This window comes from Sphingomonas sp. (genome assembly GCF_050725575.1).
In the GTDB taxonomy this organism is placed as follows: Bacteria; Pseudomonadota; Alphaproteobacteria; order Sphingomonadales; family Sphingomonadaceae; genus Sphingomonas.
On sequence record NZ_JBOHHW010000001.1, the window covers coordinates 267,510 to 282,238 of the forward strand.

Below are 14,729 nucleotides of genomic sequence, written 5' to 3' on the forward strand. Positions count from 1 at the left end.
TGCAGGTTGTGTGGTCGCCTTCAGCCCGGGCCGAAGCCGAGGAAGCGAACGTTGAGAATGGTGGGCATTTCGCTGCGCACGGCCGGCCGTGCGCGTTCGGCGAGCCGGGCGGCCTCGTTCACCACCGCCGTCGTCGCGGCCGACGCCGCGGTCAGCGCGCCGGTATTGACCGCCGCCGCGGCCGGAATGCCGGTCGCTTCACCTTGCACGTCGATATTGGCCGCGTTGATGACCTGAAGTGCCGCCAGGTTGATATCACCCGAAACGCGGATGCCCGCTTCACCCGCATCGATCGTGCCCAGCGGCGCGATCAGGTCGATATTGCCCGGTGCGACCTCGGCAATCGGATTGAGCGTGCCGATGCCGGCGCCGCTGGTCGGCACGGTCGGCGACAGATCGACATTGCCGATAATGTCATAGAGCCGTTTGGCGGGCGCGAAGACCACAGTCCCTTTGGCGCCGCGGCCTGCGTTGATGTCACCCCGCGCCGACCACATCGTGATGTCGCCGCCGAACGTGGTGAACACGCGGCTCAGGCCGAGCAGGACGCTGTCGCGGGCAAAAACCTCGATATCGCCCGATCCCTGCGTCAGCAAGCCGGTGGTCGCAGGCGGCGCCACGCCGGTGGCGCCAAGCGTCAGCCCGCCGCCCGGCACGAGGATCTGGATGTCGCCGCCGAAATCGGTGTGCGTGCCGGCCGCCCCCAGATAGGTGATCGACCCCTGATAAGCGATGTCCTGTCCGGTTGCGTCCTTTTCCGGCAGGAGTGCGGCGATCGCGTTGCTGCCGCGCAGATAGCTGGCGAAGCGCCGACTGTCCGGGTCGTTATATTCGCGCCCGCCCTGGCGCAATTCCTCGAAATAGACATGGCGGACGAACACGCCCTGCTGTTCTTCGGGCAGCGCCTGGAAATAGCCGAGTGCACCGGCCGCATCGCCGGCATAGCCGAACCGATCCTTCAGCCAGGCGAGCAATTCGCGGTCATAGGTTTTGACCACCTTGCCCGGCTGGTCCGCAAGCGGCCGTCCGGCATCAGCCAGGTTCGCGGCATTCAGATAGCGTGCCGCGAATCCGGCATAGTCCGGGCCGCCCGCGCCGACACCGGCGATCAGGGCGATGCTCGCGCCGTCTCGCGCGTCGCCGCTCACGATCGGCCCGATGCTGTCGATCGTGCTGCCAGTCGACAGCGCCTGATAGATGTTGCGGCCCGCCGTCACTTCCAGCGTGCCGGGTCCGGCGATCTTCAGCGTGGTATTCAAGATATCGCGGCCGGCGCGGACGATCGAGATATCGTCCGGATCGTTGTTGAGGATCAGACCCTTTGCGAGGATGTCGCGCCCGGCGCGCATCCGGACCGGCTTGGCAGCGACATAGAATGTGCGCGGCTCGCGAACGTCGGGGTCGGTAATGGTGCCGAAATTGAACATGATGTCGCCGTTGACGGCATAGAGCCTGATTGGATCGGTCGCGCCGGCATGCAGGTTGGTTGCGGTATCGGGACCGAAGGTGAACAATGACGCGCCATCAAACATCGGATCATAGGTGTTCGCCTCCGGGCTATACGCGTTGCTGGCATAGATGCTGAAGCCGTCCCCCAGCCCCCAGAGCGGATTTTGCGGCGTCGCAAGATTGTCCGGTGCTGCGCTCGACATGCTTGCGGCACCGAAAAGGCCGTCATGTGCAAGCAGCTCCAGTGCGCCCGTTCGCGACGGGGCGAGCCTCAGATCGGTGCTGATAGAACCGTTCGCCGCTACCGCGGAGAAGCCGGCAGGATCATAGAAGATTTCACCACCGGTGATCTTAGCCGGGACGCTCTGGATGATATCGCCGCCGCCGGCGAACATGGCGATGGCGCTTCGGTCGGTCCAGAGCGTAAAGGACGTGGCACCCAGGCCAGTGACGGAACCGTCGTCTCCGGCCGTGTTCCCGCCACGCAGCGGCACACGTCCGGCGTCCCGGCCTGTCTGCATCACCAGATCGCCGCGCGCGTTCACGCGCGCGACCCCATCGCCGATGACCAGGACAGGGGCGCCGTAGCCGATCCGGTCAAGCGGTGTTCGGGTATCCACCGCACGTGGGTCGCCCGACGCCTTCAGACCATAGCCTGCCTCGAGAGTCTGACCGATCGATCCGGCGCTGATCGCCGTATCGCCCCGAATATTGACGACTTGCCCCGCTCCGGTCTGAGGATCGAGGAGGAGGGTGCGGCCAGTGTTATACCGCCCGCCGATATCCAGTTTCAGCGTACCCCCGCCCGTCTGGCTGAGCACGCCGCGCGGATCCATACGCCCGCTGCCACCGACCATGATATTGAGTCCCGAGGTCGTGAAATATGTTGCGTCCGGATCGGCGTTTCGTGGTAAGCCGGCATCGCCGCCGGCAATCACCGAGACATCACCGCCGCCCAGCGTTCCGATCCCACTAAAGCCGGCTTGCTCGATGCCGCCCAGGACATTGGACCAATATTGACCGAAATTAATGCCCCATGCCGTCTGCTGGTTGAGGCTTGCCCCACCCTGACGCCACAGCCATTTGCCGATATCATCACTCATCAGGCCACTATTGGTGTTGACCTGGATAAAGCCTCGCACATCGCCCTGTGCGGCGAGCATCAGATCGCCGCCGCCTTCTGTGAAGAACATGCGCTGCGGGTTCAGCGTCGCTTCGTAAGCGGCAAAGTCGAGCCCCAACACCGATCCGTCATAGGTGGTGCCGCGCGCAAGATTCCAGGCATCGCTGCCGGCAATCTGAGTCCCGGCCGTATAGACGCCGAACAGCGAGTTCTGGCGATAGTCGCCGCCCGCCAGCACATCGAGATAGCCCGTGCCGGTGCGGACGACCGAGATCGCGGCATAGCCCCCCGGCCCGGCGGTATGGGCATCGTCGAGCAGCACGTCGCCCCCCTCACCCAGCGTCGATTTCGCAGCCAGCGTACGGCTGTCGGCGGAGGAGAGGTCGCCACCGCCGACCAGCCGCATCGACCAGGACAGCATCCCCGGTGCCAGCATATCGGCCATGGCGACCATTTGCCCCTGCCGCCCGTCCGGCCCCGGCTCGCGGTTCAGCCAGCCATTGTCGTCGGGTGTTTCCGGCGGCGGCGCGAAGCCATCGGAAATGCTGCCGTTGATCGTCAGTGTGCCGCCGGCGCGGATCGTCACCACGCCCGGCTCCCCCGACCCGCGCAATGCCGGATCGGCGCCCGGGCCATAGCGATAGCCCGAGAAATCGAGCTCGCGGCTGACCGTCAGATCGCCAGCGCTACGGATCTCGACCCCGGGGCGCAGATGGAAGGCGGTGCCGTATGACTTCAGGCCGGCAAGCCGGGCCGTGACCGCTCCATTGGCGTTCGCCGCATCGATAAAGGCGGTGCTGTCGACATGGAGCGTATCGAGATAGGCCTGATCGATAACGCCGTTGGCGGGCGTGTAACTCGCAAATGCATTGACCGCGATGCTGTCGGCACCGTTCACCACCAGGCCCGATACGGCGTTGACCGCGACATCATTGCCACCCAGGCGCGGCGCGTTGATCTCCAGCCGGCCGCGCGCAACGCCATCGGCCGAACGCAGGTCGATCGTCGCACCGCGCGCGAGATTGATGCTGCCCGCCATACTGGTTAGTTCGACCTCGCCACGGTTCGACGCCTCGATCGCGGCGCCATAGGAATCGGTCGCCAGCACTGTTCCGTGGGTGTCGAGCACTGCGCCGGCGGCGAGCGTCAGGTCGTCGCGCGCGGCGAGGCGGATCGTGCCGACATCGCGGCCGCCGGCGTCGATCCGGCCATTGACCGTCAACGACCCGCCATCGGCAGAGATCGTGACGCGCTGTGCCCGCACCTCGTCACCGACAATCAGATCGCCGGTCTTGACGACAAAGCCGCGCGCCTCGAACAGGCCGCCGGTGTTGAGCCGGTGGTTGAGTCCGGCAAAGTCGGACAATGCCCGCGCGCGAATGTCGATCGCGCCGGAATCGAAGCCAGCGGTGCCCGTGCCGGTGATATTGCCGGCCAGATCGACCAGCCCCCCGGTACCGGTGGCGGTGACCTTGATCGCACCGGCGACATTGTTGATTGCCGAGATATCGATCGTCGAGCCGGCCGCCTGAGTGACGCCACCATAGACGGATTCCATCACCAGATCGCCGCCCCAGCTATATTTGGTCGCATCGAAGAAACGGACCGCGCGGCCCGACAGATCGATATCGGCGCGATCGGTCAGGGTAATGGCGCCAGCCGCGTCGATCACCAGCCGCCCGCTCGGCAAGGCAACGGCGCTGTCGACCGTCACTGATCCGCCGGCGAGCCGCACTTCGGCACCCAGCGCGCCGATCGTCGCGGTATCGAAAGCCGCCCCGGCCGGCGCTGTAACAGTCAGTGCGCCACCGCTGCGATAGGCCATGAACGATCCGGCCTCGCCGGTCAGCACTGGCGCGGTGATGTTCAGCGTGCCGCCGGCATAGCTGGCGGCATCCGTACCGGTCGCATACACCGCCAGCGTGCCGCGATTGTTGGCGGTTACCCGCTCGCTCGCATTGAGGTTGACGGTCGAAAAGCCGAGCGCGAGCCGGTCGAGCGCGGCCTGATCCTGCGCGCGGGCGAGCGGATCATAGCCGAACTCGATCCGGCGCGCGTCGATGGTCAGCGCGCCGCTTCCCGTCCCGGCACCTCCGGGTGTGACCGCGCCCGGAGGGCTGCTCGCAAAGGGACTGGCGGGAACACCGGAACCAGTCGCGATTCCGTTCCAGATCAGCGTGTCGGTGCTGATTCGCGCGACATTACCCGCATTGCCCCAGCCATAAAGCGCCGGCGTGTTGAGGACGAGCGCCGCGCCGGTCCCGCCGCTGGTGGCACGCAGGTCGATCGCCACATTGCCGAACAGGTTGATCGATCCGCCGGCGGTCAGGCTGATCCGCTCGACCGCCATCTGCCCCGGCACTGTCGGGCGCAGCAGGCGCTCAAGCAGGCCCTGACTCAGCCGGACGCCAGCGCCGAGCACTCCTGCCGCTTCCGCATCGGCGAAGGATTTGGCCGTGCCGATGTTCAGCGTCGGCACCGCCAGCGCAAGATAGCGCGCGTTGAATTCCGCCTCGCCCAGCGTGACCGGGCCGTTAGTCGAAAAGCCGATCGTCCCGAGCGTGCGCAAGGCAGCCCCGTCCTCGACGGTGATCGACGTCACACCGTGCGTCGAGCTCACCAGCGGAGCGGTGAAATCGATAAACCCGTTGGCGACGGTCAGGATCGCACCGCCAATGGCGTCGCGATTGTTGTAGGTATCCGAAAAGACATAACCCAATGTCGAGCTGATACCGTTGGTCGGCCCGTGCGTCGTGTCGAGCACTGCACCGGATTCGACCAGCACGTCGCGCCCGGTCAGAAAGATCTGCCCGGCCGACAGCGTCGCGCCATCCCGTACGGCGACCGTCTGAAGTCCCGATTCGAACGTGATCCTGGGCCCCAGCGGGTTGCCGCCAAAGTCGGGCGCATTAACCGCGTCGATCAGCGCGAGTGTTCCGCCGACGACCAGCGTGCCGGCGTTGAACTTGCTCAGGTCGCTGGCGTCGATCGAGGTGAAGCCGGCGGTCGAGGTATCGCCGCTGGCCTTCACCTCGATCGCATTGTCGCCGGTAACGAAGAGCGTCCCCGATGTACCCCCCTGCGCGGCGCCGAGGTTCGCGGTGCCGTTGAAATCGAGAACCTCGCCAAGAGAGCGACCGAAATCGATCTGCAGCACCGATGCGTCGCGTTCCAGCCTGGGACGCAGCGCGCCGAAGGTCGCGGCATTGGCGATCGCGAAATCGGCATAGCTCGTCTCATTATATTGCGAGAAGGTTCGCACCTTATTCGCCGGGGTCACGGTGATCCCCGTCGGCAGAATATCGCGGGCCGAGGTGTTGGCGACGCCGAGATACCCTCCCGAGCGGAACGACCCGTCGGGTAGCGCGACCGTCGGCCCTTCCGCCAGGCCACCATCGCCCAGTTCGACGCGGAATGCGCCCGGCAACAGCGCGAAGGTTGATGGCATCAGGGTATAGGTTCCCGCCGGCAGGCCGCCGACCGGATGATCGAACGTGATTTGCCGACCGATCCCCGGCGCGCCGAAGCCGCTATCGGGCTGCACCGGCGCATAATCGCCCGCATAGCCGGGAACGATGGCATAGACCTGACCGCCGCGGTTGCCAAAAAAGGCAGGATTGGCATTGGCCAGCGTGGTGCGCAGTACATCGACCGAGCCGCCACGCCCGGTGAAGAATCCCGCCCCGGTCAGCTTACCTCCGCCCGACAGATCGAGCAGCGATCCGGTCTCCGCCGTCAAGTGCGCCCGCCCGAACAGCATGCCGCTCCTGAGCGCGCCGATATAATAGTCGCCCTCGGCCAGTCGCGCCAGATCGAGGAAGCTGACCTGCTGACCATTGTAAAGATAGGTCAATCCATCAGCGGTGCCGCCATAGGGCAGGGTCAACCCATCGGCGCTGACCGATGTGACGCTGCCGGCGCGCAATATGACATCGAACGCTGTGTTGCGGATCGGGTTGAAGATGCCCGGCTCGACGCCGAACAGCATCCTGCCAAGCGGGGCGCGAATGATGCCGCCCTGATCGATCGTGGTGGCTATCAGCGTCATCTTGCCGAACACCGACAGCGGCGCGGCGGGCGCTGGTCCGCCCTGGCCCCGGATCGTCAGGACGCTGTCCGGATCGTAATAATAATCATTCCTTACAGGATCGTATCGCCGCCCCACACCGATCGACCCCCATGCGCCGGTGGTCGGATAAAGCTGCGCGGCGGTCAGGGTCATATCGCCCGCGCTGGCCAGCCCGCCATCGGTGAAGCGGATATCGCTGCTGCTGGCGAGATCGACCGATGCAAAACCGGCGAAATCGACCAGCGTGCCCTCGACCTGGAAATTCGGCAGGCCGCGCTGAAACGCCCCGGATGCGCCGAAGAGATTCCGGCCGCGCACGTCGATCAAATCCGCCCGAACGGTCAGCAAGCCCGCATTGCGCAGCGACGGATCATATTCGAGGTTATCGCCGTAACGGCCGCCGACGATCAGCCCCGGCAGAATTTCCTCCGGTTCCGGATCTACCCCCACTTTGCCGTGCAGCAGCACATAAGGTGCGGCAAGCGATACCCGCGCCGTCGGGGTCAGGTCCGAAACCGACAGGACGCCGCGACGCAGGATCAGGCTTTCGCTCATCGTCAGATCGACATTGCCGGCAAAGCTGAACGCGTCGCGGCTCCACAGGTCGAGCGTTCCGAACCCGCCGGCGGCGATTTCCTCCACGCTGAGCCGCGCCGTGCCGAAAGCGAGCAACGGATCGGCGACGCCCGGCGCCAGGCCATCGGACAAACCGCCCCCGGTCCGGTGCTGACCGATCGTCAGCACACTCACGCCGTACGCCCCTGGTAGATTCTCCAGCACGAGATTGAGCGTGCCGCCCGCGGCACTGCCACCGCCGGACGCAGCGCGCATGGCGCCGTCATTGATGATTCCGTGCGCGGAGCCGATGCGGATCATCCCGCCATTGCCGGCGATCCGTGTGGCGCGCACGGCCCCGGGGACACCACCCGCCGCAACGTCGATATCCGCCACCGCGCCCGACCCATTCAGCGTCGCACCGTTGCGAATCACGACATGCGCGCGCGTCGCGCCGAGAAAGTCACGGTCGACCGGCGTCATGTCATTGACCCCGATGCGGATCGATCCGCCGTCCGGCGCGATGCCGTAGCGGCGACCATTGCGATCAAGCGCAGTGACGGCGCGACCGGTCGCGTCGAGCGCGGCGTGCTCGCCGATCCAGATCGAGGTACCCGGCTTTATGCCCTCGATCGCGGCATCGGCAACGCCGACCGATTCGCTCAGAATAGCGATCGTCCCACCGGGCGCGGTGATCGAGCCGTTGATGGTGATCTGCCCGGCGGCGGCCAGACGCACCTCGGACCCGGGATCGACCGTGATGCCCGATCCCGCCGCCATGCCCAGATCGACCGCGCGCAACGACAGATTGGCACCGGCACGCCTGGTCAGCCGCCCATGCGCCGGATCTTCGAGATAGACCGGCGGTGTCCAGCTTTCGAGCGCCGCCAGGGGATCGCCGCCAGTCGCGACGGTGCGCGCCGCCGCCGCCAGCCGCAGGACCGGAACCTCTGGTCGCAGCGCGACGCCTTCGGTGATCTGCAACCCGCCCAGGCTGGTCACGCGATAATCGGAAAAGCCGCTGCGCAGGATCGATGGCGCGATGTTGAGTGCCGGCTCGAACGCCACATCTTCGGCGAAACGGACTCCGCGCGTGACCAGCTGTCCCGCGTCGTACCGCAGCGTTATCGGGGTAATCGCGCCGGCCGCGAGGCTGAGATTATAGTTTTGAACCGATATGCCATGGGAGAATACCGTCGACGGCAATACCGTGCCCTGCGGGATGTTGCCGCTGAAACTGGCGATCGTGCTCCCCCCGGGCAAGCGAGAGCCGGGGGAGAAAAATCGCCCGTCGGTCGTCGTCAGCGACACACCCACCGGCAGCGTCCAGTCCGCCCCGGTCACGATCGGCGTCCGATTGGTCGGGAAGACATAGGTCGGCAGAGGAAAATCCTGGAAGGTAACGTCCAGTTGATCGGTCCGGCCGATCGGTACGACCCCGCCGACCGGAATGGTCACCCCCCGCGCCAGGATCAGGGCGGTCGGCGCGGCCGTGCCGACCGGCAGCACACCGCCGGCGAGGAAGGAATCCTCGCCGAACACCACCGTTGTCGGCGATTGCAGCATCAGCTTGCCGCCACCAACGACACCTTGCGCGCGAATATCGCCGTCCAGTGTCAGGCGTACGCCGCCCGGATTCTGCTCCGGCGCGGTATCGAGGCTGGCGCCGGCGATCAGGCTGACATTGCCGCCGCGCCCGCCGGTCAGGCTGGCGTCGGCGAACAATGTCGCGCCGGACGAGACGTCGACCATGCTGCCCCGGGCAAGGGTGATCGAACCGCGCGCCATCCGCACCGACAGATCGCCGCCATTAACCAGCGCGGTCGACGGCCGGTCCGCATTGTCGAGGCTGTTGGTCCACACCCCGCGCAGATCGAGCGTCGCGCCCTGATTCAGGGTAAAGCTGGACGTACCGTCGCGCGTGAGTATCCGGCTTACGCCGCCAATCGCACTGGCCGGTGCGAGATTGCCGACCGTGATGCTGCCGCCGCGCGCAGTCACATCGGCATTGATCGTTGTGACCGCCGCCGTCACGGTCAGTGCACCGCCATCGGCAAGCGTCAGGGCGCGGTCGATGGTGACGCTGTCCCCGGTGGTGATGCTCAGGCCGCCGAGCCTGGAACGGCTGAGTCGGTCGGCATCCAGCAGCACGGTGTTGATCCGCTCCGCCGGCAGCGCGCCGGTCGCGGGCGCGCCAGTGATATCGGCCACCGCTCCGATCACGACCTCGCTGTCGAACGCGTCATCGGCGCCAAGCCCGCCGATCCGGCCGATCGCCAGGGTTCCGGCCCGCGCGACCACATCCTGGCTCAGCTTATAGCCGTCGGTCACCCCCGCCGGCCGGGCCAGTGTCTGGCGATTGCCGCGAACTACATCGGCGAGGATATCCGCCTCCAGCACCACGGTCGGGGCAGCGATGATCAGCTTGCCGGCGTCGCGACCGACCGTATAGCCATCCTCCCAGCGCGCCGAATTGCCCCGGCTGAACAAGGGGTTGGAGTATATTTCGGTATAGTGCGCGCCCCACCGCGCATGTTTGACGACCTGGGCATTGCCGACCGCCAGAAACTGAGTGAAGGCCGAGGCGTCACCAATGTCACGCAGCCGGCCATCGGCATCAAGCAACCGGCTGAACGGCACGCTTCCCGCCGCATAATTCAGCGACCCGCCGGAAATATCGAATGTCGCGCCGCGCTCGGCAACGACCTCGCGCGCCTGCAGCGTGATCGTGCCGCCGATTGCCGCCCATTCGCCGATGCCATGCTGCTGCAGGCCGAGCGACCCGCCGACTTCAAGCAATCCGCCCGGCGTATAATAGCGCTCACCGCGATAGCCGCCGACGCCGTCCGGGACGTAGATCAGGTCGCGGACATCGACCCAGACATTCTGGTTGTTGAGCAGCGCGCCTTCGCGATTGGCCGGCGAATCGCGCAGTTCATTGCCCTGGATATTGACGCGTATCGCATTGCTGCTCGGATCGAGCATCACGTCGCGCACGCCCGATACGTTGATCTCCGCACCGCTCTGCACCTGCACGCGGGATACGGCGGAAACCGACACCTGCCCGCCTTGCGCCAGGGTGATCGAATCGCCTGCGAATACTGCATTGCCGCCGGTGACGATCTCGACGCGCGATTGATCGCGGCGGTCGGACAGGCGGCTGAGATTGTCGAACTGGGCCAGATTGTCGCGGCCAGTGATCACGGCATTGGTCCGCGCCAGATCCTGCTTCGCCGAATCCGCGATCAGCGCGTCACGCTGCGTATTCACCGCGGTTTCCGTACTCGCCAGTTCGGGCAGGATGGTGGTCAGGCTGCCGGCGGCGAGGGTGACCGATCCGGTCGCGTCGCTCGCCGAGTTGAGCAGGTGGATCGTCCCGCGCTGGTTGACCGATGTGGTCGACAGCGCCACGCCCGCCTGAGTGACGGCATGGCCGGTCAGGGTGATATCCCCCCGCGCCGCGCTGATCAGGCCGCTATTGGTGACGGCGCCCGACAAGCTGCCCGTACCGCGCAGCGTATTGACCTCGTTACCGCGGGTGGAGGAATATTGGTTGGCATCGGTCGACAGGCCGGGCCGCACCAGAAAATCGTCACCGGCAGCGAGCAATGTCTGGCCGCGATTGGTGGTGATGCTGCCGGCATTTTCGACATTGGCGCCGAGCAGCAGCACATATCCGCCGCCCTGGGTAACGCTGGCCGGGTCGCGCGTGGTGATCTGCGCACCCGCCTCAACCCGGACATCGCCGCGTGCGGCGGTGAAGCTGGGCATGAGCCGGCCGAATTCCGACGCAGAATAGATGCCGCGCGTCAGGAACTGATCATTGCTGATATTGGCTGCGGCGGCGACCAGATTGCGAGTGTTGACCTGCGATGAGCCGCCAAAGATCACGCCGTTCCGGTTGAGGATCAATACAGTGCCGTCGGCGCGAATGCTGCCGAGGATTTTCGAGGGATCGGCATGGACGTCGGTGACGCGGTTCAGCGCGACCCAGTTCGTATTGCCCTGCTGGTTGAAGGTCAGGTCGGTTTCGCGACCGATGTTGAAGCTATCCCAGGTCAGGATCGCTTTGGCCTGGGTCTGGCCAATCTGGACTTTGGTGCGACCGTCGCTGCCCTGGCTCTGGGTCGGGCCGCCGGCGCCAATCCACAGCGACGGGTCGGTTGAAACCCCATTAGCGACCTGCAAACCGCCTGCACCAAGCCCGTTTGGCACGGTCGATTGTGCGGCCATCGCGGCAGCGCGGGCGGCCGCCTGTGCCGCGTCCATACGCTGGCGCACGGCCGAAGCCCTGGCAAAGGCCTGGATTGTGCGCTGGGTCGCGGTGGTGATCGCCCGGTTCCGGGTTGCTGCCTGTGCGGCAGCCTGGGACGCTTGTTGCGCGCCGGTGCGCGGCGCCTTGCGGAACATGTCCTGCGCCACCGCCGACGTCCCCGCAAGCATCAGCGCGGTGGCGGATACACCAAGGAACAGGCGATTGCGGGCCGAGGGACGGATCATCGGAGGAACTCCAGCGTAACGGGGGGTAGCGTGCGGCGATGACAATGGTGCGAAAGGATTTTCGCGCTCCGGCGGCTCATGCCAATCATGGCTTGCCGCCACCGGGCGGGGCCGGCTGCGACGGCCGTTGCGGGCGGACACCCTTGCCGAAGCGATTGCCCATGCGTTGGCGTGTCGCGGTGCGGCTGGCCACGCCGGTGACGATGTCCGCCGACGTGGCAGATGGAACGCCAGGATCGGGCGCGTTTGCGGCACGGGCCTGTGCCGCCTTCGCGGCAGCGTCGAGCGCTGCCGCGGCGCAATCGACATCTCCGGCCTTGTTACCGGCGATATCGATCTTCACGCAGGGGCCGGACGCGGGTGCGCCACCGACGCGTATTGGCGCCCGGGCTTCGACCTTTGCCGGCGGCAGCTCGATCCGGCCCTGGCTGGGGGCAGGGTTGGTCTGCGCAGCGGTGACCGTGCCGCACCCCATCAGCGCCAACAACCCGATCGCGAAACAAGTGATACCCGCGGCGGCAGAAAGGGGTACCGCCGCGGGGTCATGACCGGACTGGAGAGGGAAGCGTCCGTCCGCCATGATCAGAATCTGGTTGTCAGGTCGAGCTGGATGACATCGTTGGAATAGGGGATGCCAGTGATCGCATCCGACGACAGCCAGCGCGCCGACAGCGCGGTATCCTTGGCGATCGCATAGCTGCCGCCCAGGATGAAGCCCTTGGCGTTGGTGCCGCCGAGATGGAAATCGCTGTCAGTGAACGCGTCCAGCACGGCGTCGGATTCGATGCGACGATAGCCGATCGAGGCATGCCAGTCGCCGGATTCAGTGAGCTGCGACTTGCCAATAATGAGATTGCCGAACCAGCCCGTGTCGCCGCCCGCCCAGACCCCCGGATTGCCCGGCCCGAGATTATTGACGGCGCGCGCCGCGACAAGCTTACGATCGAAGCCGAGATTCTTGACGAAATCGGCCTCAAGACGAATGCCGACCGGCGCGAAGAAGCCAAGATCGAGTGCTGCGTGCGCGTTGAGTATGCGATATTTCGAGGCGAGCCCGAAATATTGCACCTCGGGAGCTGTAGCGGGATTGGGCGCGCCGGCGAAATCGATATTGCGGATTGGGAAGAGCGAATTGCCGGTCCGGACGAATTGCGGGCGGCTCGCATCGGTGTCGCAGGCGTCCTGATCGAACGGACATGGGCTGGAGACCTCGCCCTGGACATTCTTGAACTCGTAATAGCTGGCGGCAACGGCCAGCTTGACATGGTCGCTGGCGGCGAACTCGACCCCCGCCTGCGCCGCGGCAAGATATTTGTCCTTCGATGAAAAGGCCCCGACATCGTTCGAGCCGAAGTTGAAATCGGTATTGAAGATCGGGAAGGCGCCGAGCGTACCGAACACCGTCAGCTGGCCGTTGAGCGCTGCGCGACCACTGAGCGCGACGCCGTCGAAATTCAGGTCTTCGTCGAATAGCAATTCGCTCGTCCAGAACGGGTTGGCGAAGCGCCCGAGATCGAGCGTCGCGCCCTTGACGGGCTGGAGCCGGATATTGGCGCGGTCGAGCCAGATGGCATATTTGCCAAACTGGCCATTGCCGCCCAGGGTCTGGTTGGTGGAGATCGGCGAATTGTCCCCGCCGGTGGCGACGCGGATTTCGCCGGTGATCCAGCTGTCGATGCGCGCGCGCAGGCCCAGGCGTGCCCGAATGTTCGCGCGCGTGCGGTTTTTCGTGGTGTTGAGATAGGGCGCGCTGACCTGACTGCTCAGGTCATTGATATTATATCCGGCACCGGCGTTGATCGCCTGGAAATTGACGAACGACTGATTGAAATTGCCCTTGCCCATCAGGTCGCCTTCGCCGCGCACGCGAATATCGCCGAACAATGTAAGACGCTTGGTCCATTCGGCGACTTCGCCGGGCTTGGCCCAGCCTTCGGTCGATGCCTGACTGGCCAATTCGGCGCGCAGCTCTGCCTTGATCTGGTTGCGCACGGTCGTCGGAATATACGGAATGGTTTGCGTGTCGCCGACCACGCCGCCCGGCGGGATTGCCGCCTGGACTTGCGGTGTCGGTGCAACCCTGGCCTCCGCGATCATCGCATCGGCTTCGGCACGCGTGACGAGGCCCTTGGTGACCATGATCTCAAGCAGCTTGTTGGGATCGACCTGCGCATTCTGAGCAAAGGCCGGCGACGCCAATGTCAGCGCGACCGTGCCGGCGAGCAGCATCGATCTGAAGCGGCGGAGAATCTTCGGGCAGGTCATCATGGTCCCCTTGGGTGTCGAGACGGCGGCACGGCGGCCGTGCGAAAAAATGGCAGTGACCGGCATCACGCGCCGTTCCTCGTATTGAATTCGATGCGCATGACCGGAAGGCCGGCGGGCGGGCGCCGCGAGAGCTGGAGCCCCATCAGGCGACGTTCGATGGCGGCATCGCGCCGCGTATCGCCCGACCCATCGACGATATTGACCTGCTGGATACGACCATCGCTCGACACACCGACGACCAGCCGCACGGTGTAGCGGCCGCGCGACAATGCAGCATCGCCCTGTGCGGCGCGGCGGATATCGGCGAGCGCGATACTGGCATAGGCCGCAAAGCCGTCGTTACCGCCGGTCTTGCCGCCGATCCGGGTGCCACCGCCATTACCGACCGCGAGGCCGTAATTGGATGGCCCGGCGCCTTCACGTGCGGTGAGCGCGTTATTGCCCTGATCGGGCGCGGCATCCGGAGTTGGCGGCGGCGGTGTTTCGGTCACCGGTTGCTCGATCGGTGCCGGTTTTGGCTCGGGCGGTTTTTCCTCGGGCTTGACCTCGGGTGGCGGGGGTGGGGGTGGCGGCGGGGGAAGGATGACCCGCGTGGTCTTCATCTCATTGGGTCGCTCAGTGACCGTGATGCCGCGCAGGAAGGTGACCGCGACGATCAGCCCGGCCAGCGCAAGGCCGGCGACCACCAGCCAGCGCGCGCCGCGACGGCCACGCGTGCGGCGGCGATGGCCAAAGTCCATCCCGTCAAGGGTAGCGGCGACCATG

The 14,729-nt window shown here is 65.8% G+C and carries 4 protein-coding genes; all 4 read right to left on the reverse strand.

The annotated features are described in order from the left end of the window. Positions 1–20 precede the first annotated feature (20 nt). Positions 21–11,696, reverse strand: coding sequence for a filamentous haemagglutinin family protein (locus tag ACRECS_RS01060; protein WP_431581101.1), 11,676 nt, complete (start codon positions 11,694–11,696; stop codon positions 21–23). An 85-nt stretch (positions 11,697–11,781) separates the two neighbouring features. Further along, positions 11,782–12,276 carry a hypothetical protein gene (locus tag ACRECS_RS01065; RefSeq protein WP_431581102.1) on the reverse strand — a complete coding sequence of 165 codons (495 nt, stop codon included), beginning with the start codon at positions 12,274–12,276 and terminating at the stop codon, positions 11,782–11,784. Positions 12,277–12,278: 2 nt separating this feature from the next. Continuing rightward, on the reverse strand, positions 12,279–14,027 hold the full coding sequence (locus tag ACRECS_RS01070) for a putative porin (RefSeq protein WP_431581120.1): 1,749 nt from the start codon (positions 14,025–14,027) through the stop codon (positions 12,279–12,281). After that, positions 14,027–14,728 carry a TonB-dependent receptor gene (locus ACRECS_RS01075; protein WP_431581103.1) on the reverse strand — a complete coding sequence of 234 codons (702 nt, stop codon included), beginning with the start codon at positions 14,726–14,728 and terminating at the stop codon, positions 14,027–14,029. Before ACRECS_RS01075 ends, ACRECS_RS01070 begins: the two co-directional genes overlap by 1 nt. Between the last annotated feature and the right edge of the window lies 1 nt (position 14,729).

Excerpts from the sequence above, each read along its gene's own strand:
- ACRECS_RS01060 (WP_431581101.1), bottom strand. The coding sequence starts at position 11,696 with ATGATCCGTCCCTCGGCCCGCAATCGCCTGTTCCTTGGTGTATCCGCC.
- ACRECS_RS01065 (WP_431581102.1), bottom strand. The coding sequence starts at position 12,276 with ATGGCGGACGGACGCTTCCCTCTCCAGTCCGGTCATGACCCCGCGGCG.
- ACRECS_RS01070 (WP_431581120.1), bottom strand. The coding sequence starts at position 14,027 with ATGCCGGTCACTGCCATTTTTTCGCACGGCCGCCGTGCCGCCGTCTCG.
- ACRECS_RS01075 (WP_431581103.1), bottom strand. The coding sequence starts at position 14,728 with ATGGTCGCCGCTACCCTTGACGGGATGGACTTTGGCCATCGCCGCCGC.